Origin of the sequence: Macrococcus lamae (assembly GCF_004359545.1) — a bacterium.
GTDB classification, from domain to species: domain Bacteria; phylum Bacillota; class Bacilli; order Staphylococcales; family Staphylococcaceae; genus Macrococcus; species Macrococcus lamae.
This window is the reverse complement of the sequence record NZ_SCWB01000010.1, coordinates 1-26,186: the sequence shown is the minus strand read 5'-3', so window position 1 is coordinate 26,186 and position 26,186 is coordinate 1. Positions and strand designations below refer to the sequence as shown.

Below are 26,186 nucleotides of genomic sequence, written 5' to 3'. Positions count from 1 at the left end.
ATGTTTGATCGACGGATGCTTCAACTTTATTTTATTTGCGGGACGACCGACGTTCCAGAAGGAAATCTGGAACAAGTGCTGAAGTCAGCCCTTGATGCAGGGATTACAATGTTTCAGTTCAGAGAAAAAGGTAATGGTGCATTGACCGGGGAAGCTAAAAAAGAATTAGCACTTAAGCTGAAAGAACTGTGTATGTATTACCAGGTGCCGTTCATCATTAATGATGACTGGGAGCTTGCGGTGCAGATTGATGCGGACGGTGTACATCTTGGACAGGATGATCAGGATATTAAGGAAATCATCAATTATTTTCCGAATAAAATCATTGGGTTGTCAGTGAGCAACTTCCAGGAATATGATTTCTCTGATCTTACTTATGTCGACTATATCGGCGTCGGACCTGTGTATGAAACCAGTTCAAAGAGCGATGCGAAAAAGCCGGGCGGTATTGAACTGATCCGTAAGATGAGATTGTACGACGAAGAGATACCGATAGTCGCGATTGGTGGTATTACGAACAAGAACTGCGAACCGATATTAAAAGCAGGTGCAGACGGCGTTTCTACGATTTCATCGATTGCCCGCAGCCGAAATATTGAACAAGATGTGAAGGCGTACTTGAATTATTACCAGAAAAACTGATAAACGTAGAAGGAATAGTGTTATAGATTATTGAAATATGGTAAAATAACCTCTATGTGAAAGAATACTATGAGGTGAAGAAATGAAGAAAAAGGCACTATTGCCATTATTGTTCGGTATTATGATTTTTCTTGCGGGGTGTGACTACTCGAAGGAATCAAACCGAAACGGCTTTTTTTATGATACATTCGTATTACCACTTGACCATCTGATTCACTGGTTAGGTGCCAGCATGGGACATAACTACGGACTTGCAATCATCGCTATTACGTTGATCGTACGTCTTGCATTGTTCCCATTCATGATGAGAACTTATAAGAATCAAAGTGTCATGAAAGAGAAAATGAACTTGATTCAACCTCAGATGAAGGCCATTCAGGAAAAAGTAAAACGTGCACGTACGCAGGAAGAAAAAATGGCAGCGAACCAGGAAATGATGGCGCTCTATAAAGAAAATAACATCAATCCACTCAATATGGGTTGTCTGCCGTTATTAATTCAGCTGCCGATCGTTACAGGACTATTCTATGTGCTGAAATATCCATCAACTGGTGGTATTACTGAATATCCGCACTTCTTATGGTTTGATCTGACTAAGACTGACATCGCCATGACTGTCATTGCAGGTCTTGTCTATGCACTTCAGGCTTATGTATCAATGCAGAATATCCCTGATGAGCAGAAAGCACAGATGCGTATGATGATGTTCATTTCACCGATTATGATCGTGTGGATGTCATTTATCTCACCAGCAGCATTACCACTCTACTGGGCTGTCGGCGGATTATTCCTTGTCTTCCAGACATGGCTCGGCAACAAGTTCTATAAAAATAAAGTTCATGAAGAAATGAAACCGCTTGTGGAAGCTCATGAACAGAATCAGGCAAAAGCACAGGCACAGGCTGTAAAAAATACGACAGTTGCGCCGAAGAAAAAGAAAAGAAAATAATTGAAATAAGTTTAAATACCGGATGTCCTTTTATGGCATTCGGTATTTTTTTACCCATCTGCTTTACCGTTTTAAATTATAAAAATTTTTGGTTTAATTATCTGATTATTATGTTAATATTATAAAGGTGATGAAAGGGGTTACAGTGATGGAAATCATTTTTACTAATGAAAATACTATTTCATGTATCTTTGATGATGTGATCAGCGAAACTGTCAATAGTCAGGTCATTCGGCTGAAACAAGCTCTTGAAGAACTTGATTTACCTGAAGTGAACGAAGTAGTCGTCTCTTATAATACAGTGACGATTTATTTCGATGATTACAAGACAACGCATGCTGAATTGAAGGACAAGCTCACTCGTCTGTCAGTGCAGTCGTCAACAGCACAGAAACGCCGTATATTCGTCGTTCCAGTGTGCTACGACAAAGACTATGCATTAGACCTGGAAGAGCTGGCGATGCAGACACATTTATCTGAAGAAGAAGTAGTGAAGCGCCATACAGGCAGACCGTATTTAGTATATATGCTTGGTTTCATGCCAGGCTTTCCCTTCCTCGGCGGTCTGGACAAATCAATTGCAATGCCGAGAAGAAAGCAGCCGAGAAAACGTATACCAGCAGGATCTGTCGGTATTGCCGGTGAGCAGACCGGAATGTATCCGCTCGAATCTCCCGGCGGCTGGAATATTATTGGCAGAACTCCTGTAAAGCTGTTTGAGGCTGACCGGCAGCCTGAAGTTTACTATGAAGCAGGCGACTATATACAGTTCAAGGCAATTACTGAACAAGAATTTCTGGCGATTGAAGAAGACGCGGCATATCAGCTGGAAGTACGGGAGGCGGAGTAATGAGCATCAAAGTGATCAAACCTGGATTGCTGACTACCGTCCAGGACGTCGGACGCTTCGGTCTGCAGCATATCGGCTTGAGTCCAGGTGGAGCGATGGACTACGACAGTCTGATGATGGGTAATCAGCTGCTTGAAAATGTTGAGCCGATGAGTCTTGAGATGACGATGCAGGGCGGTGTATTTCAGTTTACAACAGCTGCAGCCTTTGTAGTGACCGGTGCTGATATGCAGGCACAGTTAAATAATGAAGAAATTACAAACAACACCATCTATAATGCCCGGACGAATGATGTGCTGTCGTTTAAAGGGGCGATCGATGGTATGAGAACTTACCTGTCCGTCAAAGGCGGATTTGACATTCCGACAGTCAACGGCAGTGTGTCGACTCAGACAAAAGTAGGCATCGGCGGAATCGACGGGCGCCCACTCAAATCAGGTGATGTACTGCATTTTAAAGCTCCGGCTGTCATGCCTGTAAAAAAAGTGATGAAGCAGCACGCATGTGACAATGTCATCAGATTTATTCCTGGCAGGCAGTACGAGCGGTTTGAGCTGCTGCCGGACATTTATATTGTATCTACAGTTTCTGACCGGATGGGTATAAGGCTTGAAGGAGATGTTATCAAGGCATCCTCATATGACATCATCTCAGAGCCGGTCCAGCTTGGCTCAGTGCAAGTGACCTCAGAAGGGCTGCCGATTATTCTGCTCAACGACCGCCAGACAGTTGGCGGCTATGCCAAGCTCGGCACAGTGTACTTCGTGGATCTCCCGAAACTTGTGCAGTTAAAAGCGGGAGCAGAACTTAAGCTCGTCCCAGGGACGCTTGAAGAAGCGGTAGAAGAGAAGAAAAAGATGCTTGAGCGCCTTGAGAAAGTAAGCATGCAGGCGTTCAGTGAAAGAACCGTCAGTACAAGTGTCCAACAATTAATAAAAAGGGTGAAACGATAAATGAATACATCAAACTTGGAAACATTGATCAAACTTATGAACGATAACCAGCTTCAAGTCCTTTCAATCAAAGATGTCGGCACTGAATATCATATTGAAAAAGCAGCAGGTAAGTTAGAGCCAGCACTAATACCGTCACCAGTTCAAGCACAACAGATGTCGGACACTGAGACTGAGACAGGTCACATTCAGAAATCACAGCTTGTCGGGACGTTTTATGCAACTGACAGTGAAGATAGTACTGAACCGCTTGTTAAACAAGGAGATACCGTACAAAAAGGAGACCGAATCGGTATCATTGAAGCGATGAAAGTAATGAATGATATTCAGGCTGAAGTGTCTGGTGTCATTGAAGAGTTGTTTGTGGAAAACGGTACAGCGGTTGACTACGATGCACCGCTTGTCAGAATTCGTGAGAACAAGTAAAGGAGTCCGTTATGAAGAAAATATTGATTGCCAACAGAGGAGAGATTGCAGTCCGTATTATTCGTACGTGTAGAAAGCTTGGTATAAAAACAGTTGCGGTCTATTCAACGACTGACAAGGAAGCGCTCCACGTCTCACTTGCTGACGAATCGGTATGTATCGGACCGTCACAGGCAGCCAAGAGTTATCTGAATATGAACCAGATAATAGCAGCCGCTGAAATCACCGGCGCAGATGCGATACATCCCGGATACGGATTTTTAGCAGAGAACGCAGCATTTGCATCATTGTGTCAACAGCACGATATCATCTTTATCGGTCCAACGCCTGACACCATTACTAAGATGGGAGATAAAGCAGAAGCACGTAAAACAATGATTGCAGCAGGAGTGCCTGTTATTCCAGGATCGAAAGATGTCATTCCGACAGTAGAAGATGCAGTGGCCATGGCTGAATCAATCGGAGTGCCGCTTGTCATTAAAGCAGTAGCCGGTGGTGGCGGTAAGGGAATGCGTATTGTCAGTGATCTGGATGACGTGGCGGCACTGTATCGCTCTGCACGTAATGAAGCGGCTAAAGCATTTGGTGATGACAGAGTATACATAGAGAAATTCATCAAGACTGCCCGTCATATTGAAGTGCAGGTGATCGGTGATGGCAAAGGAGAAGCAGTCCACCTTTATGACCGCGATTGTTCGATTCAGCGTAATAACCAGAAGCTGATTGAAGAAGCACCAGCCGTCATTGTGCCGCAAAGTGTCAGAGATCAAATGACTGGCAGTGCTGTCGCTGCTGCCAGAGATATTCATTATAAAGGGGCAGGGACGCTTGAATTCCTGTTCGTTGAAGAGACAGGCGACTATTACTTCCTTGAGATGAATACACGTATTCAAGTGGAGCATACAGTGACAGAACTTGTCACCGGAATAGATATTGTTGAAGCGCAGCTTGATATCGCACTGTTTGATAACTTCAAGCTCAAGCAGGAAGAGATTAAAATTCAAGGTTTCGCTCTTGAGTGTCGTATCAATGCTGAAGACCCGGCTCATCAGTTCAGACCAAGTCCCGGCAAACTGGACGCGCTTCATCTTGCGGGCGGTCCAGGTGTCAGACACGATACATTTCTTTATGAGAACTGTACCGTGTCACCTTACTATGACTCGATGATTGCAAAGATCATTACTTACGACAGCACACGTGAACGCGCCATCAGAAGAATGCAGGCAGTCCTTGCTGAGACGGTGATCTCTGGATTTAAGACGAATTTAGATTACCAGTTCAGAATCATTCAGCATCCAAACTATATTTCAAATCTTGTAGACATTAAGTTCCTCGAAAAAAATCAGCTGCTGGAGGAGATACGATGAAAATCGATTTAAATGCCGATTTAGGAGAGAGTTTTGGTAACTACACAATAGGCAGTGACTCAGAAATCATTCCGCTCATTACATCAGCAAATATCGCCTGCGGTATGCATTCCGGCGATTTTATGGTGATGGAAGAGACAGTGAAATTATGCAAGGAACATGGAACAGGTATCGGTGCGCATCCGGGGTACCCGGATTTAATGGGATTCGGCCGCCGCAAGCTGGACATGTCTCCTCGTGAAGTCGAACTGCTGGTGACGTATCAGATTGGTGCGCTGCAGGCGTTCTGCGACCGTCATGATGTCAGGATTAACCATGTGAAACCGCATGGTGCTCTCTACAATGCGACGTTTAATGACAGAGAACTGGCAGATGCTATTGTGAGTGGTATCTATCGTGTCAATCCGGCACTTAAAGTCATGGGAATTGCCGGCGGTCACTTAGTCGCCGCAGCAAAAGCGAAAGGTATGACCGGGATTCACGAAGTGTTTGCAGACCGCAATTATGAACAAGACGGTACACTTGTTTCGCGCCGTGATTCGGATGCGCTGATCCATGACCCGAAAATAGCTGTTGAAAATATTTTGCGTATGCTCGTCGATCAGCAGTTAAAGACAAAAGACGGCACACTTATTCCGATTCAGGCGGATTCTATATGTGTCCACGGGGATGGTAAGGAAGCGCTGGATTTTGTAAAATCAATCAGACATGAACTGCAGCAGCAGGGCATTTCACTGGAAACGATATAATAAGGGAGGATTTACAATGGAATATCCAACAAAAGTAAAAATGACCGGCGGACAGAAACGTCTCTTGTTCGGTGCTATCTTCCTGATGGCGACATCAGCGATTGGGCCTGCTTTTCTGACTCAGACAACTGTATTTACAGAGCAGTTTCTATCAAGTTTTGCGTTCGCGATTTTAGTCAGCATTATTATTGATATCGGTGCACAGCTGAATATATGGCGTATCCTGACCGTTACAGGTAAGCGGGGTCAGGATGTTGCCAATGAAGTATTCAAAGGACTAGGTACAGTGATCGCCGTATTGATCGTCCTCGGTGGTCTTGCTTTCAATATCGGTAACGTTGCCGGTGCAGGACTTGGCTTGAACGCTATGTTCGGACTCGATGTTAAAATTGGTGCAGTCATTACTGGTCTTGCCGCGATTCTAATTTTCAGTTCGAAAAAAGGCGCGAAAGTCATGGACGTCATCACTCAGATTCTTGGTGCACTGATGCTCATAACTGTAGCGGTCGTCATGATTAAAGTCAATCCGCCATATGGTGAAGCTGCCTACCGTATGTTTGCACCTAAAGATGCAGCAGCACTCGTATTACCGATCATTACAATTGTCGGCGGAACAGTAGGGGGTTATATTACTTTTGCCGGCGCTCACCGTCTGATTGAAGATGGAATGACAGGTAAAGAGAACTTGCCGTTTGTCACACGTGCCGCGAATATGGGAATTTTGACGACTGGATTTATGCGTCTGTTCTTATTCCTTGCAGTGCTGGGTGTTGTAGCGACGGGCGTCAAGTTAAATCCGGACAATCCACTCGCATCAGCATTCCAGTTCGCATTAGGAGATATCGGACCTAAAATCTTCGGACTTGTATTGCTTGCAGCAGCACTAACATCAGTGATCGGTGCCGCTTATACGAGTGCTTCATTCTTGAGAAGTTTTCATCCGTTTTTTGAGAAGTACAATAATATTGTCATTATTATTTTCATTGTATTTTCAACATTAGTGTTTGTATCTATCGGAAAACCTGTTAAACTGCTGATTTTAGCAGGCGCATTTAACGGATTGATTCTGCCGATTACATTGTCGGCGATCTTAATTGCTTCACAGAAAAAATCCATCGTCGGTGATTACAAACATCCCAAATGGATGCTGGGCTTCGGGATACTGGCAGTCATTGTCACTATCTTTGCAGGTTACATGTCACTGCAGGGATTAGGACAACTGTGGAATTCATAAGAAGTTAGCAAGTTTTAATGAATAGTATAAAACATGGCCTTCAGAAAGAGTCTGAAGGCCATATTTTTATGCGTACATCGATTAAAAGTTATTTTCCATGCCATTCATGCTTGAAGCGGGCGACAAATTCTTTCATATATTGTGTGCGCTCTTCTGCGAGACGTCTGCCTGTTTTAGTATTCATCAAGTCCTCAAGCTTAAAGAGTTTCTCATCGAAATGATTGATGGCAGTAGATTTGTCACGGTAGTTCGTTTCAGCAAGATTTCTTGGCTCGATGTCAGGGTCATACATGACATCACCGAATGCTCCTGCGTACATAAATGTCCGTGCAATCCCGATGGCACCGAGTGCATCAAGTCTGTCTGCATCCTGCACGACTCTACCTTCAAGCGACTTTAGTTTACCTTTGTTCGCACCGCCTTTGAAACTAATATATTTCAATATGTGCTTAACAGTTTCTCTCTGTTCTGCGCCTAACTGAACAGAATCAAAGAAGTTCTCAAGGTTCTGCCACGCTGATGCCGTGTCGACGAGTTTCTCATCGACTGTATCATGGAGGAGGGCAGCCATTTCAACAATAAACAAGTCTGCCTGTTCTTCTTTTGCGATAGTGATCGCCATAGCTCTTACGCGTTCAATATGGCTGAAATCATGTCCGGATGAATCTTGAGAGTGAATATTTTTTACGTACATTTCTGTCGCCTGGATGATGCGTTCCATAAATATAAATTTCCCTTCGAAAATAGTTTACTTTATTGGTTTAACGGAATATAATATGAATACAATAAGTATCTGAATATTCTAACAATTAGGAGTGGTTCACATGGAAACAGCTTATACTTACCAATTGTCGCATCAGCAGAAACTTGCAGCATTCGGATTTCTTGCCGTGCATACCTTGTTCTTTCTGAACATTGCCTGTGATTTCATGTTCTTCCACATTTAAAGAATCGGAGAAATGAGACGGGCAAATGCTTCCTTGATTTTGATCCACAATGTGCGCTGGCTGTAAATTTCTTCAGTCAGCTCACTTGATACTTTTACATCTTCCTCGAATGTCTTTCTGACGCTTACTGCGAGTTCATCGTCATAAATAAATGCATTGACTTCAAAGTTCAAGTCAAAGCTTCTGACATCCATGTTGGCTGTCCCTACACTTGCTACTTCATCATCTATCACTACTGTCTTTGCATGAAGAAATCCATTTTCGTAGATGAATACTTTCGCACCTGTCTTTAACAGTTCTCCTACATTTGAATAAGTCGCCCAGTAGACGAATGGATGATCCGGTTTGTTCGGGATCATGACATTGACGTCAACACCAGATAGTGCAGCGACTTTCAGCGAATCGAGAAACGAAGCGTCAGGTATAAAATAAGGTGTCTGTATGTAGATTGATTTTTTAGCATCGCCAATCATCTTCAAATAGCCGTATTTAATCTGCTGCCATCTATCATCTGGTCCGCTCGATGCAATCTGGACACCGACTTTGCCGCCACTTCTGACATCCGGGAAGTATTGCGGTTCGTATGCCATATGATTACGGTTGGACTGAGAATTCCAGTCGAGCATGAATCTTAGCTGCAGTGCATTGACCGCGTCACCTTCAATGCGGAGATGTGTATCGCGCCAGTAACCAAATCGCTTGTTCAGACCAAGATACTCATCACCGACGTTAAAACCACCGACATAACCAATTCGTCCGTCAATGACAACAATTTTTCTGTGGTTACGGTTGTTCAGCCGGAAGTTGATTAAAGGAAGGACAGAGGGGAAGAATGCTTCGACCCGCCCGCCAAGCTTTTTGAACTCTTTAAATTTTGATAGTGTCAATGTTCTTGATCCCATATCATCATAGAGCATCTTGACTTCAATGCCTTCTTCAAGTTTGCGTTCGAGGGCGTCGATGATTTCCTTGCCGATGCCATCTCTTTTGAATACATAGTACTGAATATGTACATGATCCTCAGCAGCGAGTATGTCAGCGATGAGACGGTCAAACTTCTTACGTCCATCAGTGAACACTTCAACTTTGTTATCTGTCGTCAAAAATGCCGGCTGATTGATGAGCATCATACGGATCATATCCTTATGTTTCTCAATTTCAGCAGAAGGTTCATCCAATAGATTTTTATCGAGCGCGTTCAACTGCTCATTGATGATAGTCTCGAGACCGACTTTATCTTCTTCATCCAGTTTGAACAACGTCTGCCGCTGTATTTGACGCCCGAATAATAAATACAGTATAAATCCAAGTATCGGCAGGAAGAAGAGAACAAGCAACCAGGCCCACGTCGAGCTTGCTGCGCGTCTTTCGAGAAAAATCAGGATGAAAGCCAGGAATATATTGAAGATAAATGCGATGAAGAATAAAGTGGAAAGTATCTGAGGGAACTCCCTTGATAGAAAATCAAACATATTCACTTCCTCCTTTTTTGTTAGTGCCATTATACAGTACAATCTGTTTGAATGTGGGAAAGACCATCCATTGCTGACAATTAATATCATCAATAAATATTTTCAAAAAATTTACACAAATAGTTCTTTAGTCCTATGGATAATCATTAATAAATTGGGTAGAATATAATTATTAAAGAGACAGGAGAGATTGTTATGCCGAACACACAGGACAAAATGAAGAACGTTGTTAATCTCTTATCCGCACTCGGAGTCAATATTTCTAAAACTAAGTCGAGACTAGAAGTTATGCGTACTTTACCCCATGTTGCACCTGCTAAACTGAAATAACGATGTATGAAATATAACAAATGATAAAGACCGATGAACTGAACAGTTCATCGGTCTTTATCATTGTCAGCGTTTCGCCACTGGATTGTGATAGAAGATACTGAGTGCAATGCCGATACCGCTCATTGCTGCCCATAATGCGCTGCCGCCGTAGCTGATGAACGGCAGCGGAATACCGGTGATAGGTACAAGCTGAATAGTCATACCGACATTCTGAAAGACATGAAACACCAGCATGCTGAGGAAACCGACAAGGAAAATCGAACTGAACGGATGATCAGCGTGCTGAGCTAGTCTGATAAGATGTGTGAATAACGCAAGGAACAGGACAAGTACAACGATTGCCCCGATAAATCCGAATTCCTCACCAATGACAGAGAAAATAAAATCAGTATGGTTTTCAGGGATATATACTTCTCCGTGCTTGAATCCCTTACCGAATAATCCGCCGGAACCGATGGCTTTCAATGATTCCATCAAGTGAAAACCATCACCTTCACTGTATGACCCCGGATCCAGCCAGGAATTGATACGGCCAAGCTGGTAGGTCTGGATGCCAAGTAATTTTTCTATCCAAGCTGGGCGGAAGATAATACCGAGAATCAATGTCGCTCCAATCGCAGCCATTCCGACAAGAAAGGGTGCGAGAATACGCCAGCTGACGCCAGATACGATTACCGATCCGAGAATGATCGCGAGTAGTACAAGTGTCGTCCCTAAGTCATTCTGCAGCAGAATAAGTCCCATTGGAAGCAGTGCTGTGACAAATATTTTAATAAGCAGCAGCACATCCGACTGTATCGATTTGCTGAATGTAAAGCGGTTGTGTCTGTAAATGATGTTCGCAAGAGCAAGCATGAGAATAATCTTCATGAACTCAGACGGCTGCAGACTGATAGGACCGATTCTGTACCAGCTCTTTGCACCATTAATAATAGGTGTAAATGATGACTCAGGTAGAATGTATAGACCGAACAAAGCCAGATTGCCGATAAAATAAATGGGCCAGACGAATTTGCGTAATATGCCTGGTGCGATGAACATTAAAGTCAAGGCGATGATGAATCCAAGAATATAATAGAGTCCTTGTCGTTCTGCGAAATTTGTCTGATACTGCTGACCAGCCATCGCTGACATAATGACCGTGATACTGACAGCGCAAAACAGCATGAGCAGAATTAACAGCCACCAGTCAATTTTTTCGAGCCAGTTACGTTTACGTGATGAGACCATAGATAGCTCCTTACTGTAGATAATGGTTATATTATAACTTATGCAACCTGAAGTTTGAATGGCTCTTATGATAAAATAATGCAACGCAGGTTTTATCGTGATAATATTACTATATTAACATGTTGGAGGAAGATTATGTCTAAAGAAAATATTTGTATTGTTTATGGCGGTAAAAGTGCCGAGCATGATGTTTCTATATTAACAGCGCAGTCCGTGATCAATGCGATGGATAAAGATATATACAATATCGACATTATTTATATTACTAACGACGGTGAATGGATTAAGGGCCAGCCGATTACAGAGCCGATTGAAGATGCTGAAGTGCTGCGTCTTGCTAAACGCGATGAGACGCCCATCACTCATTTATTGCGTCAGTCGACGAACGGCGGCACATATGACACTATATTTCCGCTCCTTCATGGCCCGAACGGAGAAGATGGCACGATACAAGGATTATTTGAAGTGCTGGACCTGCCTTATGTAGGAAACGGCGTTCTTTCAGCCTCAAGCTCCATGGATAAACTTGTGATGAAGCAGTTATTTGCAAACCGCGGACTGCCTCAGCTGCCATATGTCAGCTTCCTGCGCAGTGAATTTGAAAAATATCGCAGCAATATTATTGAACTCGTAAATACAAAGCTTGAATATCCCGTATTCGTCAAACCAGCGAATCTAGGATCTTCCGTCGGTATTTCCAGATGCACTAACAAAGAAGAATTGATCAAAGGGATCGAAGAAGCACTGCAGTTCGACCGGAAATTAGTTGTGGAACAAGGCGTCGAAGCACGCGAAATTGAAGTCGCTGTTCTCGGCAATGATTATCCTGAGACGACTCTGCCTGGTGAAGTCGTGAAAGATGTCAGCTTTTATGACTATAAAGCGAAGTATAAAGATGGTAACGTCAAGCTGCAGATTCCTGCGGACCTTCCTGAAGACGTCGCTGAAACTTTAAGAAATATGGCGGTGGAAGCCTTTAAGGCGACAGACTGTTCAGGGCTCGTCCGTGCAGACTTCTTCGTGACGGAAGACCACACAATCTACATCAATGAGACAAATGCGATGCCTGGATTTACAAAATTCAGCATGTATCCGCTCCTCTGGAAAAACATGGATATGTCTTACAGCGAACTCATTACCCGGCTTATTGAATTGGCGAAAGAACGCTATGCTGACAAGAAAAAAATAAAATATAAAATGGACTGAACGATATGATAAAACGCACATTACATGAAATTGCACAGATGGCTGGCGGGACGCTTAACGAGAATTATGGTGCTGTCGAAGTCGCAGGTGTTGCTATTGATTCGAGAAAGATAGAGAACAGTGTATTGTTCATTCCATTTAAAGGAGAACATACAGATGGCCATCGTTTTGTGAAGCAGGCGATAAGTGACGGCGCCGCAGCAAGTTTCTGGCAGAATGATGTTCCAGATGCTCCTGCCGACATCCCGCTCATTATCGTCGATGACTGTCTGACGGCACTGCAGCATTTGAGTAAATCCTACCTTAAAGAGGTGAAACCGAAAGTCATTGGTATCACAGGATCGAATGGTAAGACGACAGCAAAAGATATGGTCAGCGCCGTGCTATCTCCAAAGTTCAAAGTCAAAAAAACAATCGGCAACTATAATAACGAAATCGGTCTGCCGCTGACCATCTGCCAATTGGATGAAGATACAGAAATTTCTATATTGGAAATGGGGATGTCCGGCTTCGGCGAGATCGCTTTTTTGTCGAAGCTTGCAGAACCTGATATTGCAGTTATCACGAACATCGGCGAGAGCCATATGCGGGATCTTGGTTCAAAAGAAGGTATCGCAAAAGCGAAGTTTGAAATAACAGAGGGACTTAAAGATCTCTTCATCTATGATGGCGATGAATCATTGCTGAAACCGCTGGCCGAAGCGTTCGATGGAAATAAAGCAGCGCTCGGCCTAAATGAGGATAATCAGCACCGAGTGACTCATATCGAGACAACAGACGGTCAGATACATTTTACAGTGACTCCCGGCAGTACAGTATTCACTGTGCCGATGCTCGGCATTCATAATGCGCGTAACGCGGCGATTGCGATATTGATTGGTCGTTATTTTGGTCTGACTGATGAGGTGATTAATCATCATCTTCAACAGCTTGAAATGACAGGGATGCGAATGGAGCAGGTTGACGGACCGAACGGTAGTCTGCTAATCAACGATGCTTATAATGCGAGTCCGACCAGTATGAAAGCAGCGATTGATACAGTAGAGAGTATGTCCGGGGAGAAATATATCGTTTTAGGCGACGTTCTGGAGTTGGGAAATGACGAAGAGCACTATCACCGCGAAGTCGGAAAATACTTTGCTGGGAAGAAGATGACGGTGCTGACGACTGGAAATGCCGCTAAGTATATCCGCGACGAAGCAGCAGTTTTTACTGATGCCCATCATTTTGAAGAAAAGGAAGCAGTGGCTGAATTTCTTAAACCGCAACTGAATAAAGACACAGTCGTGTTGTTTAAAGCAAGCCGTGGAATAGCTCTTGAAACAGTCATAGAAAATATTTTGCAATAATTTTGAAAGCGTATACGAAGTAAAGCTGTTCATCATTAGAGCAGCTTTTTTCACTGTTTAAACCCATGGAATGGCAACTGCGTTATTTGCTATTACCGTTCTCAGATGGTAGTATAGAGAAGTTAACGCGGGAGCATAGTGAAAAATCACACAAATGTTTAGTAACAAGCGAATATAAAGGAGAAAATAATTTTGCAAAAATTTAGAGAATTAGGTATCAGCGAACCTACAATCAATGCGCTGGAAAAACTAGGATTTACTGATCCTACGCCTATCCAGATGGATAGTATTCCTCACACAATGGCGGGTAGAGACGTGCTTGGACAAGCACAGACAGGTACTGGTAAAACGGGAGCGTTCGGTATTCCGTTAATTGAGAAAGTCAAAAATAATGAAGGCATCCAAAGTTTGATTCTTGCGCCGACTCGTGAACTGGCGGTTCAGGTCGCTGATCAATTGAAAGCATTTGGTCGTGGACAAGGGGTCCAAGTTACGACTGTCTTCGGTGGTATGCCGATTGACCGCCAGATTAGAGAACTGAAGAAAAAACCTCAAATTGTTGTCGGTACACCAGGGCGTGTCATCGACCATTTAAACCGTCGCACATTAAAAACAGATCAGATTAATACATTGATTCTTGATGAAGCAGACGAAATGATGAACATGGGTTTCATCGATGATATGCGTTTCATCATGGATAAATTACCGAAAGAAAACCGTCAGACATTGTTATTCTCAGCGACGATGCCAAAAGCCATTCAGGAACTTGTTCAGAAGTTCATGAAAGACCCGATTGTTGTTAAAACAATGACAAATGTCGATTCTAATCCTGATATTGATGAATATTACACAATCGTCAAAGAACTTGAGAAGTTCGATACTTTCACAAGTTTCCTTGATGTTCACAGCCCGGAACTTGCTATCGTCTTCGGCCGTACGAAACGCCGTGTTGACGAACTGACAAGCGCGTTAATTTCTAAAGGCTACCGTGCAGAAGGACTTCACGGTGATATCACTCAGGCTAAGCGTCTTGAAGTACTTAAAAAGTTCAAGAATGATGCCATTGATATTCTAGTAGCAACAGACGTTGCTGCGCGTGGACTTGATATTTCAGGCGTGTCTCACGTCTATAACTTTGACATCCCTCAGGATGTAGAAAGTTATACTCACCGTATCGGTCGTACTGGCCGTGCCGGTAAACATGGTATGGCGATTTCATTCGTCAACCCGATTGAAATGGATTATATCCGTCAGATCGAAAAAGAGAAAAACCGTACGATGAAAGCTCTTCGTCCACCGACTCCAGGTGAAGTGATGAAAGCACGTGAAAGCGAAGTGAAGAAGAAAGTTGCTGAATGGGTAGCTAAACCTTCTGAAGAGCGTGTAGAATCAATTGCTGCGAGCTTGCTTGAAGAATATGGTGACGTGAAATTGGTCACTGCGTTACTGCAGGAACTGATCCAGTCAAATAGTGAAGTCGATGTTCAATTGACATTTGAAAAACCACTTGGCCGTAAAGGTGGAAAATCATCATATGGCCGACGTGGCGGCAATTCAGGCGGCAGCCGCAATTTCAAACCGGGTCAAGGCGGGAAACGTCGCGACAGCAAAGACGGTCGTCGTAAATCTTATGACCGTGGCGCCGGTGCATCAAAACCTAAAACATTCAAAGGCCGTACATTTGCGGACCATAAAAAATAGTACGACAAAAAAGTTAAATTCCTTATAGAGGAGTTTAACTTTTTTATTTTTGTTATAATTTAGGATGAGGAGGGGTGAGATGCTGTCAATTCAACAGATGCTTAAAGAACCTGAACGTGTCATCGAGCTTAAACGTTACCACTATTTATGTTATACGCTCTTATGTTATATACCCGTCCTGCTGCTTCATTATTTCATTATCCGTTTCAACTGGTCAGAATGGCTGCTACTGTTTTACATACTGCCGGTTATAAGCGCCCTCTTTATGTTGTTTGCGCCTGAAATCCGCTACCGGCATACTGCCTTCTATATTCATCCGGTCATGATAGAGACGATGCGGGGACTGTACAACCATAAGCGGACAGTCACACCGATTGACCGAATTCAAGATGTCATAATCAGTCAGGGTCCTATTGCGTCAAAACTAGGTCTTGCAAAAGTTACAGTGAAATCGAGCGGGGATGAGATCGCACTTCCCTATGTTACTGCTGAAGAAGCGGAACGGCTGGCAAGACTCATCATTGAACGCGTGAAAGAGGTGACTCATTATGTCTGAACCACAGAAACTTCATCCGGTTACTTATCTCTCTCAAATATTTAAAGCAATCAAAGATAATTTATTTACGATAGGTATTGCGTTATTCCTGGCGTTTAAAGATGGAATTGATTTCTCAAACTGGGGCGAGTTAATTGTTCCAGGTGTGCTGTTGCTGTTTACTGTAATCTCAATTATTACGGCTGTCGTTGATGCTCTGAAGACGACTTACTGGATTGAGGATGATAAGCTGATCATGAAAAGCGGTGTCTTTACGACAACGGTAAAAGAACTCTATATTTCACGCATTCAGTCGATTGAGGTGACAAAAAATGTCGTCAATCAGATCATCGGCGGAGTAGTACTGGACGTTAAGACACCTGGAGAAGGCGTTAAACTTGATAGTATTGCTGAGTCATCTGCACAAGAACTAACGCACTATCTTGAAACACGTAAAAAGCTGCTGCTGAATGAAGATAGTAGTGAAGATGACACAATTGAAAATAATGCTGAGCAGTTCAATGAAGTCTATAGCTTAAAGGCGAAGGATATTTTGCTGATGAGTGTAACGAGTGGCGCGATGGGAACGGTTCTTGCTGTGACAGCAGGACTTTATACGCAGTTGGATGAAGTTTTTGATTTGAGTGGCAAAATAGCACCGATTGAAAAACTTGTAGCTGACAGTATAATATTCCTGGTCGGTACAGTCGTTGCTGTGCTGCTTCTCAGTTATATCATCGGTATCTTAATCACTGCTCTGAAATATCATCATTATCAGCTGACGTATGACGGCGAGCGCTTGAAAATTACGCACGGATTATTCGAACGTAAAGAGAAGATAATTATAGTAGACCAGATTCAGGCAGTGACCGAGGAAAAATCGTTTTTAAGACAATTGATTGGTTTTACGTCATTTAAGGCGACTATTACCAGCGATGCCGAAGAGCTTGAGGAATTGCTTGGGACTGTTGAAGTTCTGCCGTTCATTAAACGTCAGGAAGGTATCGATGTCATGAGACAATTAGTTCCAGAATATCATTACGACGATGTCGACCGGATCATTCCAAGACGTTCATTGCGGCGTTACTTTCAGGTGTCATGGCTATTAATTATTATCTTAACCAGTATCGTCCAATATTACTTATTTGATAAGGCATGGATCATCGGGCTTGTACTACTTGGCATCACCGGGCTGTCTGCCTGGATGCGCTATAAGTTCTCAGGCTACAGAATAACAGATGATCAGATTACTATTCGCAGTGTCGGGCTGTTGACAAGCAGGACCGCGATGATTAAAGAAGACAAGATGATCGCTGTTAAGATTCAAGACAACTTCTTTATGAAAAGAGTGCGACTCGCCAATGTTGAAGTGAAAAATTCAGCAGGTTCTATCCATGCTTCAAGCGAGTTGAAAATGACTGACATCTCAGATGCAGAGCGTATTTATGCCTGGTTTATGCATAAGGAGGATAAAGCGTATGAAATCTATTGATCCTGCGGCGGTTAAAGTATGGCGGATTGCAGCTGGTATTTTCACTGCTATCATCCTATTGATTACTTTAAGTATATGGCTGCTCAAGACGCTTTATTTTGACTGGATTCCATACTGGGTGATCGGGGTACTGCTGGCAGTGCTTGTGCTGCAGTTTACCTGGTTTGTACTTATTGAACCGGTTATTGGTTACAAAACCTATCAGTATAAGATAGATAGTGACGAACTTATCATATTCGAGGGTATTTATATTAAGAAGAGACATCTGATTCCTTTTGCCCGTATTCAAAATGTTGAAACGACTGTCGGTCCGATTATGAAGCGATTTGGACTGAAAACAGTCGAGATTACTACAGCGGGTGGCGGTGCGGCGATACATCTTATCGAAGATGGTGAAGCAGAAAAGATAAAACAAGAGATTTCTGAGGTCATTAAGAGGCTCGAGAGGAGAAGATGGCAATGATTGCAGGTATCGGAACAGATGTCATTGAAATAGAGCGTATCGCAGGATTGATGAGTGAGAAGTTTATTAAACGCATTCTGCATCCTGCTGAAATAGAACTGCTCAGAGTTATGTCACATGATGACCGCAGAATTAGTTTCACGGCCGGACGCTTTGCAGTTAAAGAAGCTTATTCAAAAGCCTATGGTACAGGTATAGGCAGCAAGTTCAGATTTAATGAAATCTGCTGTCTTAACGACGACAAGGGGAAACCTTATATACATGACAGTAACTACAAAGTTCATGTAACCATCGCTCATTCAAACACCGTAGCCACGGCTTTCGTCGTACTGGAACAATAACTGGTTCACGAATCATCATCTATGTTAAAATCGATGTAATTAAATCTGAGGTGAAGAAATGACGACGAAATATTACCGACCCAGTTATATCAATGTTGATTTAGACGCCATCAGCCAGAACTATCAATCAGTCTCACGTCTGCATCCTAATAAAACGGTGATGGCTGTTGTAAAGGCTAACGCATATGGAATGGGTGCTGTGCAGGTTGCGACTCATCTAGTAGATAATGGTGCTGAGTTTTTTGCAGTGGCAACACTGGATGAGGCGATAGAGCTGAGGATGCATGGCATTAAAGCTAAAATTCTGATCATGGGTATTATAGAACCGAAAGATATCAACAAAGCGGTACGACATCGCGTTGCTCTGACGGTACCTGACAGTGCCTGGCTGCGTAACGCCTTATCTTACATGAAAGAAGATAACGATAAGCCAATCTGGCTGCATATAAAACTAGATACAGGTATGAATAGAATCGGTATTCATGATGTGACCGAGTACATGGAAACGATTGACATCATCAATCAGCATGAACGCCTCGTTTTTGAAGGTGTATTTACACATTTCAGTTCTGCTGACGAAGATAATGATTTAACAGCGGAAGCATACAGCCGTTTCATGGAAATTGTCAATGAATCGGACAAGCCGGAGTATATCCACTGTCAGAATTCAGCGGCTGCACTGCGCTATGATATGTCTGACTGTACCGCAGTCCGTTTCGGTATTGGTCTCTATGGTTACTATCCTTCTATATTCATCGCAGAACACACGCCAGTAAAACTGCAGCCTGCGATGCAGCTGATCAGTACAGTCAATTTCGTCAAACAGCTATCAGCCGGTGCTAGTGTTAGTTACGGAGCCGTTTATACAGCATCTGCAGATATGAGAATTGCTACGCTGCCCATTGGATATGGTGATGGTTTATTGCGAAACATGGAAGGATATGCTGTCAATATTAATGGTGTTAACTGTGAAATTGTCGGACGCATTTGCATGGACCAGCTGATGGTTGCTGTGCCGGACGATGTCCATATCGGTGACAAAGCGATTCTTATCCACAACAATAGTCGGTCGATGCAGTCGCTGGAGCGTGCTGCATTTCAGCAGCAGTCCATTAGTTACGAAGTGCTTTGCAATTTAAGCAGAAGGCTGCCGAGAATTTACCATACGGGTGAAGAGCAGAGCGTCTATAACGAATTGCTTAAATAAATATAGTTTTTCTTATATGCATTTGGTATGATTATCTTAATTCATTGCTTGAATGGAGGAAGATCATGAAGAAGTCTGAACAATTACTAGCTGAAGGATATCAATCAATGGCTGAACTGAACCTGATGATTTCCTACGAGCAATTTGAACTCGAATGTGAAGCATGCGAGAAGAGTGACCGCTTCTTTACATCCGAAGATGGTGAATAAATGAAGCGCGGAGATGTTTATTTAGCGGATTTATCGCCTGTAAAGGGCTCCGAGCAAGGTGGTAAGAGACCTGTAGTCATCATCCAGAATGATGTAGGAAATAAATTCAGTCCGACAGTAATCGTAGCGGCAATCACTGCAAAGATCAATAAAGCACGAATTCCGACACATGTCGAAATCGGCTGGACTAATCATCAGCTGGATAAAGATTCAGTAATTCTGCTTGAGCAGATCCGAACTATCGATAAGAACCGATTGATAGATAAGCTGACTGTGTTATCTCCTGAAAAGATGTATGAAGTCGATCAGGCACTAGAAATCAGTCTTGGTCTTGATGAACAGTCTCAAGAATAATATTGTAACATTGAATGTCTGAGACTTTAGGAGACTAAAGTCTTTTTCGTTGGAACGAGGAGGGTATTAAATGAATCTTATAGATACGCTCGTAGAGAAATACAATATCATTTTTGATAAGTATGTGGCATCTAAGAAGGAAGAAGATCTTGATGGTCTTCAGGCACTCAGTTTTGAAGCTATAGAGAATGACATTTCTCCGGAAGAGATTGTGTCGCTGCACAAGGATTTAATGCTGGAGAAGGAACTGACTGCTGAAGAAGCCAAGTATTCTATGGATGTGCTGCTCGAAATGATCATTGGTTTCGGCTTTTCTTATCGAGACTATAAGGCGCTTGTGCGCAAAATGGAAGCTCATGATAAAGAAATGGATGTTGCGGTCAGCCTGCAGTCAATGATGCTGAAAACATCTATTCCTAAGCTGAATAGTATTGAAATTGGAGCCATCAGTGTGCCTGCACAGCGGGTAAATGGTGATTACTTCAACTTGATCGATCATCGAGACGGTACGATGAGTTTTGCAGTAGCTGACGTCATCGGTAAAGGGATACCCGCTGCTCTAGCGATGAGTATGATTAAGTTCGGCATGGATTCATATGGTCACTCACAGCTGCCGAGCGATGGGTTGAAGCGGCTGAACCGTGTTGTGGAGAAAAATGTCAATCAGAATATGTTTGTGACGATGTTCTATGGACTTTATGAAGAAGTGAACAGTAAATTCTATTATAGTTCTGCTGGTCATGAACCAGGCTATATCTACAGAGAAAACACTGATTCTTTCCAGGAGTTAAATGCCCGAGGTATCGTTCTCGGAATTAATCCTTCCACCCGTTACGACCAGGAAGAACATCAGCTTGAGATCGGTGATATGATCATCGTCTTCACAGATGGATTCTCTGAAATTCGCCGCCTCAATGGCGAGTTTGTCAGTACTGAGGAACTGCTGGAAATTATTAGAGAGTATAAACACCTGCATCCGCAGGACATTGTGCAGGTGGTCTACGAGGAACTGCTGAAACAGCAGGATCCGAAGAAACGTGACGATTTAACGATACTTATCATTAAGAAAATACAATAACTGTTATAAGTTTATAACCAAAACGGCAGGGTATAACAAATAGATTATCCAAACTGCCATAGTTAATTAGGAGTGTATCAGATGAACTTGAATATTGAGACAACAGAACTTGAAACTTACTATGATATTAAAGTAGCAGGAGAACTGGATGTATACACGGCTCCAGAACTGCTTGAAGTATTACAGCCTCTTCGCCAGAAAGGAACTCACGATATCCGCCTGAATATCGAAGATGTTAGTTATATGGATTCCACTGGTCTGGGGTTATTTGTAGGCACATTAAAAGAGTTGAATAAGCATGGTCATGAACTTTATGTCCTGGGCGCAAACAGCCGTATTGAACGTCTATTTGATATTACTGGCCTGAAAGATTTAATGCACGTTAATGAGGGGACGGGGATTGAGTAATGTCAAACTATGACTATGTTGAAATGCGTTTCCCGGCATCTGCTGAATATGTTGGACTAGTCCGTCTGACTTTATCCGGCATTTTAAATAGAATTGGTGCATCATATGATGACATCGAAGACTCAAAAATTGCTGTATCTGAAGCTGTGACTAATGCTGTTAAACATGCATACCAGGACAAAGTGAAAGGTGATGTTCTGGTCGGTTACGTGATATTTGAAGATAAAGTAGAAGTTATTGTTTCGGATTCTGGTCAGAGCTTTGATTATGAGAAAGCTAAAGCAGAACTTGGTCCATACGAAGAAGATGAAAATGTAGACTTTATCCGCGAAGGTGGGTTGGGCTTATTCCTGATAGAATCTTTAATGGATGAAGTGAATATCAAAAAAGATGCAGGTGTAACAATCAGTATGACGAAGTACATCGCAGGGGAGCAGGTGCAACCTGATGGCGAAAGACTCAATAGGCTATAATGATGTAACACCAGAAGAAATCAATGCATGGATCAAATTATACCAGGAGACGCAGGATGAAATGGCTCAGACTACATTGGTCGAGCACTATCAGAAACTCGTCGAATCTCTTGCTTACCGCTATTCTAAAGGTCAGAGTCATCACGAAGACCTGGTTCAAGTAGGAATGGTAGGATTGCTTGGAGCTATCAACCGATTTGATGTCTCGTTCGAACGTAAGTTTGAAGCGTTTCTTGTACCGACTGTCATCGGTGAAATTAAGCGGTATTTACGTGATAAAACATGGAGTGTGCATGTACCGCGGCGTATTAAAGAAATTGGTCCTAAAATCAAAAAGGCGACAGATGAGCTGACTAATAAGTTGGGACGTTCACCGAAAATCTCTGAAATTGCAGAATTTCTGGAAGTCACTGACGAAGAAGTGCTGGAAGCGATGGAGATGGGTCAGAGCTATAATGCACTTAGCGTAGACCACTCTATAGAAGCAGATAAAGACGGTTCTACTGTGACACTTCTTGACGTGATGGGCAAAGAGGAAGATGGTTACGAGCTTACTGAAAAACGAATGATTCTTGAGAAGATTATTCCTATTCTTTCAGAGCGAGAACGTGAGATCATCCAGTGTACTTTTATCGAAGGGCTGAGCCAGAAAGAAACAGGAGAAAAAGTAGGCTTGAGTCAAATGCACGTATCAAGATTACAGCGTACAGCAATCGAGAAATTAAGAGATGCGGTACAAAATAGCGATTAAACTTTTCAGCATGTGCCTAATCAGCGCATGCTTTTTTGTGTTACACTCATTATGAATTAAGGAGGTTTTTATGGAACAGCATATTATCAAACTTATTATCGACAAACTTCCGTTCAAGGAAGGGCAAGTAAAGGCGGTTCTTAAACTGCTTGAAGAAAAGAATACCGTGCCATTTATTGCACGCTACCGTAAAGAAGTGACAGGCGGTCTTGATGAAGTTGAGATTAAGGACATCGAGACTGGATACAGTTACATGGCTGCTCTACAGAAGAGAAAAGATGAAGTCATACGTGCGATTGAATCGCAGGGACTGCTGACAGCAGAACTGAAAAAAGATATTATGCAACAGGTGAAGCTTCAGCGTGTCGAGGATTTATATCGTCCGTTTAAACAGAAGAAGAAGACTCGGGCAACAGAAGCGAAGCGCAGAAACTTAGGACCGCTTGCTGATGAACTGCTTGAATTTAAAGAGATGGACATCGATGCCACAGCCACGATGTTTCTGTCGGAAGAAGTGGCGACAGTTGACGATGCAATAAATGGTGCGAAAGATATTATCGCCGAGCAGATTGCAGATGAGCCTAAATATAGAAGTTACATCTTAAAATTTGTTCAGGATAACGGTCGCATCGTTTCTGTCAAAAAACGTGGTGCCGAGGACGACAAAGGAATATTTGAGATGTACTACAGTTATGAAGAGCCGGTCAGATCAATTGTACCGCATAGAATACTTGCATTGAACAGAGGAGAAGATGCAGGTGTGCTCAAAGTGTCATTTGATGTCGATATGGACAGACTTGCGCTTTACTTGCGTAATCAAGTTGTTAAATGTCGGACAAATACAATTGAAATTTTCGAGGCAGCGATTATGGACAGTCTGAAGCGATTGATCCTCCCTTCAATTGAACGGGAAGTAAGAAACGAATTGACAGCGAAGGCAGAAGCACAGGCCATCGATATTTTTGCTGTCAACTTGAAGAACCTGCTGCTGCAGGCACCGCTTAAAGGAAAAGTCATTCTGGGTGTCGATCCCGCATACAGAACAGGATGCAAACTTGCGGTCATCAACGAGTACGGGACATTTGTTGCCAAATCTGTCATGTATCCTCACCCGCCAGTCAATAAAAAGACGGATGCTGAGAAGATTTTTATCGATATGATCAGGCAGTTTAATGTTGAACTGATCGCCATCGGTAACGGAACTGCCAGTCGCGAGACAGAGCAGTTTACGGCTGAAATGATTAAAAAACATCAACTTGATGTATCGTTCATTATTGTCAACGAAGCGGGAGCATCAGTTTATTCTGCAAGTGAACTTGCACGCCTTGAATTTCCGGACTTTAAAGTTGAGGAGCGGAGTGCAGTGTCAATCGGTCGGCGCGTACAGGACCCGCTCAGTGAATTAGTGAAAATCGATCCAAAATCCATCGGTGTCGGGCAGTATCAGCATGATGTCAATCAGAAAGCGCTGAACGATTCTTTGTCATTTGTAGTTGAAACTGCCGTCAATCAAGTAGGTGTTGATGTAAATACAGCATCTGCTCCCTTGCTGCAATATGTCTCCGGACTGTCGAGCAGTGTAGCAATGAACATCATTAAATACCGGGAAGAAGAAGGACCGATTAAGCACAATAAGGAAATTGCAAAGATTCCACGCCTCGGCAAAAAGACGTTCGAGCAGAGCATTGGTTTCCTGCGTATTCTTGATGGGACGGAACCACTCGATAGAACAGCTATCCACCCGGAAAGCTATGAAGCAGCTTATCGACTGCTTAAAGACATCGGTGCATCCATCGATGAACTGGGCAGTGACACATTAAAGGACCGATTGAATCAATTGGACAAAGAAGCGGTCTGCACGCGTCTGGCAATCGGCATGCCGACACTTGAAGATATTATCTCAGCATTAATTGCGCCAGGACGTGATCCACGAGAATCATACAATGTCCCCCTGCTGAAATCAGATGTGCTGTCACTTAAAGATTTGAGAAAAGGAATGAAACTGTCAGGAACAGTGCGGAATGTTGTTGATTTCGGAGCATTTGTAGACATCGGTGTCAAACAGGATGGTCTTGTTCATATCTCCAAATTATCGAATAAATTTATAAAACATCCGACAGATATTGTGAGCGTCGGAGATATTGTTGATGTCTGGATAGATAATGTAGATCTTAACAAAGGTAAAGTCGCATTGACGATGAAGGAACCAAAGTGACAAACGAAGAACTGCAGCAGTTAGTCGAACAGATCTCACTTAAATTCTTTGACAAGCCCTTCTGTCATACTGCTGTGTTTAACAAAAGATTAAGAACAACAGGTGGTCGTTACCTTCTGAAGTCACATCACCTGGAATTCAATTATAGACAGTATGAGGTATACGGCATTGAGGCGCTTGTAAATATTATTAAGCATGAACTCTGTCATTATCATCTTCATATAGAAGGAATAGGATATAAACATCGAGATAAGGATTTTAAAGAGTTGAGCCGGAAAGTTGGAGCACCGAGATATTGTGATATCCTGCCGGAACACAACCACTTTAAATATGAATACTGCTGCGCAAACTGCGGGAAGATTTACTTAAGACAAAGAAGAATAGACACTTTTAAATATGGCTGCGGGAAATGCCGCGGGAAGTTACAGCTGACACGTAAAGTATAATTTTACGTGTCAGCCTTTTTTATGTTGACTTCAGAACGTATTCATCATATGATTATATTCGTTGTTGAATAACGGCCCCTTGGTCAAGCGGTTAAGACACCGCCCTTTCACGGCGGTAACACGGGTTCGAATCCCGTAGGGGTCACTTTTAAAAAGAATCATAAAAAGTTAATTAAAAGTGTTGACTTCGCAACGGATACGTAATATAATAAATCTTGTCGCTAAAACAGACAAACGAAGTAAATGCCGACTAACGCGCGGTCGTGGCGGAATGGCAGACGCGCTAGGTTGAGGGCCTAGTGGGAGTTAATCCCGTGGAGGTTCAAGTCCTCTCGGCCGCACTAATATTTTAATAAGCGGGTGTAGTTTAGTGGTAAAACCTCAGCCTTCCAAGCTGATGTTGTCGGTTCGATTCCGATCACCCGCTCCATATAAACTATGAATTTTGAACATTGAAAACTGAATCGCAATATGTCAACGTTAATTCCAAAGCATGACAGCAATCTCTGATTGCTAGTCAGACTTGCGAAGCTGCTTTTGCAGCTTTGTACAGTCAAACGAGTGATTGCCATAAGCAATCAACGAGCTTTTATCAGACAAACTATTATGGAGAGTTTGATCCTGGCTCAGGATGAACGCTGGCGGCGTGCCTAATACATGCAAGTCGAGCGGACAGACGGGAGTGCTTGCACTCCTTGATGTCAGCGGCGGACGGGTGAGTAACACGTGGGTAACCTACCTGTAAGACTGGGATAACTTCGGGAAACCGGAGCTAATACCGGATGATATGTTCCACCTCATGGTGG

General features: G+C 42.9%; 29 protein-coding genes, 3 tRNA genes and 1 rRNA gene. 30 read left to right on the top strand and 3 right to left on the bottom strand.

Features of this window, described 5'->3' with window-relative positions; translation table 11 throughout:
* From thiE to ERX29_RS06520, 8 genes are all read left to right on the top strand, one after another.
* Positions 1 to 642, top strand: a complete 642-nt coding sequence (gene thiE, locus ERX29_RS06555; RefSeq protein WP_133443903.1) for a thiamine phosphate synthase — start codon at positions 1 to 3, stop codon at positions 640 to 642.
* A gap of 82 nt (positions 643 to 724) precedes the next feature.
* Positions 725 to 1,591 carry a membrane protein insertase YidC gene (gene yidC / locus ERX29_RS06550; RefSeq protein WP_133443902.1) on the top strand — a complete coding sequence of 289 codons (867 nt, stop codon included), beginning with the start codon at positions 725 to 727 and terminating at the stop codon, positions 1,589 to 1,591.
* Positions 1,592 to 1,739: 148 nt separating this feature from the next.
* Positions 1,740 to 2,441, top strand: coding sequence for a 5-oxoprolinase subunit PxpB (gene pxpB, locus ERX29_RS06545; protein ID WP_133443901.1), 702 nt, complete (start codon positions 1,740 to 1,742; stop codon positions 2,439 to 2,441).
* Complete coding sequence (locus tag ERX29_RS06540) at positions 2,441 to 3,394, top strand: 5-oxoprolinase subunit C family protein (protein WP_133443900.1); 954 nt, start codon at positions 2,441 to 2,443, stop codon at positions 3,392 to 3,394. The genes pxpB and ERX29_RS06540 overlap by 1 nt, the downstream gene beginning before the upstream one ends.
* Complete coding sequence (locus ERX29_RS06535; RefSeq protein ID WP_133443899.1) at positions 3,395 to 3,820, top strand: acetyl-CoA carboxylase biotin carboxyl carrier protein; 426 nt, start codon at positions 3,395 to 3,397, stop codon at positions 3,818 to 3,820. It abuts the gene before it with no gap.
* An 11-nt stretch (positions 3,821 to 3,831) separates the two neighbouring features.
* Positions 3,832 to 5,187: an acetyl-CoA carboxylase biotin carboxylase subunit gene (accC, locus tag ERX29_RS06530; RefSeq protein ID WP_133443898.1), complete on the top strand. Its 1,356-nt coding sequence runs from the start codon at positions 3,832 to 3,834 to the stop codon at positions 5,185 to 5,187.
* Positions 5,184 to 5,936: a LamB/YcsF family protein gene (locus ERX29_RS06525; protein WP_133443897.1), complete on the top strand. Its 753-nt coding sequence runs from the start codon at positions 5,184 to 5,186 to the stop codon at positions 5,934 to 5,936. Before accC ends, ERX29_RS06525 begins: the two co-directional genes overlap by 4 nt.
* Positions 5,937 to 5,952: 16 nt before the next feature.
* Positions 5,953 to 7,170, top strand: a complete 1,218-nt coding sequence (locus ERX29_RS06520) for an NRAMP family divalent metal transporter (protein ID WP_133443896.1) — start codon at positions 5,953 to 5,955, stop codon at positions 7,168 to 7,170.
* Between the two features lie 88 nt (positions 7,171 to 7,258).
* Here ERX29_RS06520 and ERX29_RS06515 read toward each other — a convergent pair whose 3' ends face one another.
* A complete protein-coding gene (locus tag ERX29_RS06515; protein WP_133443895.1) occupies positions 7,259 to 7,891 on the bottom strand; it encodes an HD domain-containing protein in 633 nt (210 codons plus the stop codon).
* 103 nt (positions 7,892 to 7,994) lie between these two features.
* Between ERX29_RS06515 and ERX29_RS11115 the strand changes: the two genes are divergently transcribed.
* Positions 7,995 to 8,117 (top strand): hypothetical protein, encoded by a 123-nt coding sequence (locus ERX29_RS11115; RefSeq protein WP_279433913.1) that lies wholly within the window; start codon positions 7,995 to 7,997, stop codon positions 8,115 to 8,117.
* On the opposite strand, the gene cls is transcribed toward ERX29_RS11115, so the two are convergent.
* Positions 8,114 to 9,589, bottom strand: a complete 1,476-nt coding sequence (gene cls, locus ERX29_RS06510; protein WP_133443894.1) for a cardiolipin synthase — start codon at positions 9,587 to 9,589, stop codon at positions 8,114 to 8,116. The genes ERX29_RS11115 and cls overlap by 4 nt on opposite strands.
* Before the next feature lie 195 nt (positions 9,590 to 9,784).
* Between cls and ERX29_RS11110 the strand changes: the two genes are divergently transcribed.
* Positions 9,785 to 9,919 (top strand): Lmo0850 family protein, encoded by a 135-nt coding sequence (locus tag ERX29_RS11110; RefSeq protein WP_279433912.1) that lies wholly within the window; start codon positions 9,785 to 9,787, stop codon positions 9,917 to 9,919.
* Positions 9,920 to 9,985: 66 nt separating this feature from the next.
* On the opposite strand, the gene ERX29_RS06505 is transcribed toward ERX29_RS11110, so the two are convergent.
* The gene (locus tag ERX29_RS06505; protein WP_133443893.1) at positions 9,986 to 11,152 is read right to left on the bottom strand and encodes an FtsW/RodA/SpoVE family cell cycle protein; all 1,167 of its coding nucleotides are present in this window, start codon (positions 11,150 to 11,152) and stop codon (positions 9,986 to 9,988) included.
* A gap of 135 nt (positions 11,153 to 11,287) precedes the next feature.
* Between ERX29_RS06505 and ERX29_RS06500 the strand changes: the two genes are divergently transcribed.
* The 20 genes from ERX29_RS06500 to ERX29_RS06405 all read left to right on the top strand — a co-directional run.
* Positions 11,288 to 12,358 (top strand): D-alanine--D-alanine ligase, encoded by a 1,071-nt coding sequence (locus tag ERX29_RS06500; protein ID WP_133443892.1) that lies wholly within the window; start codon positions 11,288 to 11,290, stop codon positions 12,356 to 12,358.
* 5 nt (positions 12,359 to 12,363) lie between these two features.
* On the top strand, positions 12,364 to 13,707 hold the full coding sequence (locus ERX29_RS06495) for a UDP-N-acetylmuramoyl-tripeptide--D-alanyl-D-alanine ligase (RefSeq protein WP_133443891.1): 1,344 nt from the start codon (positions 12,364 to 12,366) through the stop codon (positions 13,705 to 13,707).
* 192 nt (positions 13,708 to 13,899) lie between these two features.
* Positions 13,900 to 15,408, top strand: coding sequence for a degradosome RNA helicase CshA (gene cshA / locus ERX29_RS06490; protein ID WP_133443890.1), 1,509 nt, complete (start codon positions 13,900 to 13,902; stop codon positions 15,406 to 15,408).
* A gap of 79 nt (positions 15,409 to 15,487) precedes the next feature.
* A complete protein-coding gene (locus ERX29_RS06485; protein WP_165981089.1) occupies positions 15,488 to 15,964 on the top strand; it encodes a PH domain-containing protein in 477 nt (158 codons plus the stop codon).
* Positions 15,957 to 17,435, top strand: coding sequence for a PH domain-containing protein (locus tag ERX29_RS06480; RefSeq protein WP_133443888.1), 1,479 nt, complete (start codon positions 15,957 to 15,959; stop codon positions 17,433 to 17,435). Before ERX29_RS06485 ends, ERX29_RS06480 begins: the two co-directional genes overlap by 8 nt.
* Entirely contained in the window at positions 17,422 to 17,898 is a 477-nt protein-coding gene (locus ERX29_RS06475) for a PH domain-containing protein (RefSeq protein WP_165981088.1), read from the top strand. Before ERX29_RS06480 ends, ERX29_RS06475 begins: the two co-directional genes overlap by 14 nt.
* A complete protein-coding gene (gene acpS / locus ERX29_RS06470; protein WP_243719997.1) occupies positions 17,889 to 18,239 on the top strand; it encodes a holo-ACP synthase in 351 nt (116 codons plus the stop codon). The genes ERX29_RS06475 and acpS overlap by 10 nt, the downstream gene beginning before the upstream one ends.
* 58 nt (positions 18,240 to 18,297) lie before the next feature.
* Positions 18,298 to 19,446, top strand: a complete 1,149-nt coding sequence (gene alr, locus ERX29_RS06465; protein ID WP_133443886.1) for an alanine racemase — start codon at positions 18,298 to 18,300, stop codon at positions 19,444 to 19,446.
* Between the two features lie 65 nt (positions 19,447 to 19,511).
* Positions 19,512 to 19,655, top strand: coding sequence for an antitoxin MazE (locus tag ERX29_RS06460; RefSeq protein WP_133443885.1), 144 nt, complete (start codon positions 19,512 to 19,514; stop codon positions 19,653 to 19,655).
* A complete protein-coding gene (locus ERX29_RS06455; protein WP_133443884.1) occupies positions 19,656 to 20,009 on the top strand; it encodes a type II toxin-antitoxin system PemK/MazF family toxin in 354 nt (117 codons plus the stop codon). It begins immediately after the preceding gene.
* Positions 20,010 to 20,088: 79 nt separating this feature from the next.
* Positions 20,089 to 21,087 carry a SpoIIE family protein phosphatase gene (locus ERX29_RS06450; protein ID WP_424960629.1) on the top strand — a complete coding sequence of 333 codons (999 nt, stop codon included), beginning with the start codon at positions 20,089 to 20,091 and terminating at the stop codon, positions 21,085 to 21,087.
* Positions 21,088 to 21,168: 81 nt separating this feature from the next.
* Positions 21,169 to 21,495 (top strand): anti-sigma factor antagonist, encoded by a 327-nt coding sequence (locus tag ERX29_RS06445; protein ID WP_133443882.1) that lies wholly within the window; start codon positions 21,169 to 21,171, stop codon positions 21,493 to 21,495.
* Positions 21,495 to 21,968, top strand: a complete 474-nt coding sequence (rsbW, locus tag ERX29_RS06440) for an anti-sigma B factor RsbW (protein ID WP_133443881.1) — start codon at positions 21,495 to 21,497, stop codon at positions 21,966 to 21,968. The genes ERX29_RS06445 and rsbW overlap by 1 nt, the downstream gene beginning before the upstream one ends.
* A complete protein-coding gene (gene sigB, locus ERX29_RS06435; RefSeq protein ID WP_133443880.1) occupies positions 21,943 to 22,719 on the top strand; it encodes an RNA polymerase sigma factor SigB in 777 nt (258 codons plus the stop codon). Before rsbW ends, sigB begins: the two co-directional genes overlap by 26 nt.
* A gap of 70 nt (positions 22,720 to 22,789) precedes the next feature.
* Positions 22,790 to 24,934: a Tex family protein gene (locus tag ERX29_RS06430; RefSeq protein WP_133443879.1), complete on the top strand. Its 2,145-nt coding sequence runs from the start codon at positions 22,790 to 22,792 to the stop codon at positions 24,932 to 24,934.
* Positions 24,931 to 25,380 carry a SprT family protein gene (locus ERX29_RS06425; RefSeq protein WP_133443878.1) on the top strand — a complete coding sequence of 150 codons (450 nt, stop codon included), beginning with the start codon at positions 24,931 to 24,933 and terminating at the stop codon, positions 25,378 to 25,380. The genes ERX29_RS06430 and ERX29_RS06425 overlap by 4 nt, the downstream gene beginning before the upstream one ends.
* Before the next feature lie 73 nt (positions 25,381 to 25,453).
* Positions 25,454 to 25,525, top strand: a tRNA-Glu gene (locus ERX29_RS06420).
* Positions 25,526 to 25,637: 112 nt separating this feature from the next.
* Positions 25,638 to 25,721: transfer RNA gene (locus ERX29_RS06415), tRNA-Leu, on the top strand.
* A gap of 15 nt (positions 25,722 to 25,736) precedes the next feature.
* Positions 25,737 to 25,810, top strand: a tRNA-Gly gene (locus ERX29_RS06410).
* A 173-nt stretch (positions 25,811 to 25,983) separates the two neighbouring features.
* Positions 25,984 to 26,186, top strand: a 16S ribosomal RNA gene (locus ERX29_RS06405); the annotation flags it as partial.

What these genes read in the sequence shown, in the direction of transcription:
- ERX29_RS06455 (WP_133443884.1), top strand. Translation starts at nt 19,656, where the DNA reads ATGAAGCGCGGAGATGTTTATTTAGCGGATTTATCGCCTGTAAAGGGC.
- ERX29_RS06525 (WP_133443897.1), top strand. Translation starts at nt 5,184, where the DNA reads ATGAAAATCGATTTAAATGCCGATTTAGGAGAGAGTTTTGGTAACTAC.
- ERX29_RS06500 (WP_133443892.1), top strand. Translation starts at nt 11,288, where the DNA reads ATGTCTAAAGAAAATATTTGTATTGTTTATGGCGGTAAAAGTGCCGAG.
- ERX29_RS06475 (WP_165981088.1), top strand. Translation starts at nt 17,422, where the DNA reads ATGAAATCTATTGATCCTGCGGCGGTTAAAGTATGGCGGATTGCAGCT.
- pxpB (WP_133443901.1), top strand. Translation starts at nt 1,740, where the DNA reads ATGGAAATCATTTTTACTAATGAAAATACTATTTCATGTATCTTTGAT.
- ERX29_RS11110 (WP_279433912.1), top strand. Translation starts at nt 9,785, where the DNA reads ATGCCGAACACACAGGACAAAATGAAGAACGTTGTTAATCTCTTATCC.
- ERX29_RS06495 (WP_133443891.1), top strand. Translation starts at nt 12,364, where the DNA reads ATGATAAAACGCACATTACATGAAATTGCACAGATGGCTGGCGGGACG.
- sigB (WP_133443880.1), top strand. Translation starts at nt 21,943, where the DNA reads ATGGCGAAAGACTCAATAGGCTATAATGATGTAACACCAGAAGAAATC.
- yidC (WP_133443902.1), top strand. Translation starts at nt 725, where the DNA reads ATGAAGAAAAAGGCACTATTGCCATTATTGTTCGGTATTATGATTTTT.
- acpS (WP_243719997.1), top strand. Translation starts at nt 17,889, where the DNA reads ATGGCAATGATTGCAGGTATCGGAACAGATGTCATTGAAATAGAGCGT.
- ERX29_RS06430 (WP_133443879.1), top strand. Translation starts at nt 22,790, where the DNA reads ATGGAACAGCATATTATCAAACTTATTATCGACAAACTTCCGTTCAAG.
- ERX29_RS06460 (WP_133443885.1), top strand. Translation starts at nt 19,512, where the DNA reads ATGAAGAAGTCTGAACAATTACTAGCTGAAGGATATCAATCAATGGCT.
- thiE (WP_133443903.1), top strand. Translation starts at nt 1, where the DNA reads ATGTTTGATCGACGGATGCTTCAACTTTATTTTATTTGCGGGACGACC.
- ERX29_RS06505 (WP_133443893.1), bottom strand. Translation starts at nt 11,152, where the DNA reads ATGGTCTCATCACGTAAACGTAACTGGCTCGAAAAAATTGACTGGTGG.
- cls (WP_133443894.1), bottom strand. Translation starts at nt 9,589, where the DNA reads ATGTTTGATTTTCTATCAAGGGAGTTCCCTCAGATACTTTCCACTTTA.
- ERX29_RS06445 (WP_133443882.1), top strand. Translation starts at nt 21,169, where the DNA reads ATGAACTTGAATATTGAGACAACAGAACTTGAAACTTACTATGATATT.
- ERX29_RS11115 (WP_279433913.1), top strand. Translation starts at nt 7,995, where the DNA reads ATGGAAACAGCTTATACTTACCAATTGTCGCATCAGCAGAAACTTGCA.
- alr (WP_133443886.1), top strand. Translation starts at nt 18,298, where the DNA reads ATGACGACGAAATATTACCGACCCAGTTATATCAATGTTGATTTAGAC.
- ERX29_RS06520 (WP_133443896.1), top strand. Translation starts at nt 5,953, where the DNA reads ATGGAATATCCAACAAAAGTAAAAATGACCGGCGGACAGAAACGTCTC.
- rsbW (WP_133443881.1), top strand. Translation starts at nt 21,495, where the DNA reads ATGTCAAACTATGACTATGTTGAAATGCGTTTCCCGGCATCTGCTGAA.
- ERX29_RS06515 (WP_133443895.1), bottom strand. Translation starts at nt 7,891, where the DNA reads ATGGAACGCATCATCCAGGCGACAGAAATGTACGTAAAAAATATTCAC.
- ERX29_RS06540 (WP_133443900.1), top strand. Translation starts at nt 2,441, where the DNA reads ATGAGCATCAAAGTGATCAAACCTGGATTGCTGACTACCGTCCAGGAC.
- accC (WP_133443898.1), top strand. Translation starts at nt 3,832, where the DNA reads ATGAAGAAAATATTGATTGCCAACAGAGGAGAGATTGCAGTCCGTATT.
- ERX29_RS06485 (WP_165981089.1), top strand. Translation starts at nt 15,488, where the DNA reads ATGCTGTCAATTCAACAGATGCTTAAAGAACCTGAACGTGTCATCGAG.
- ERX29_RS06535 (WP_133443899.1), top strand. Translation starts at nt 3,395, where the DNA reads ATGAATACATCAAACTTGGAAACATTGATCAAACTTATGAACGATAAC.
- ERX29_RS06480 (WP_133443888.1), top strand. Translation starts at nt 15,957, where the DNA reads ATGTCTGAACCACAGAAACTTCATCCGGTTACTTATCTCTCTCAAATA.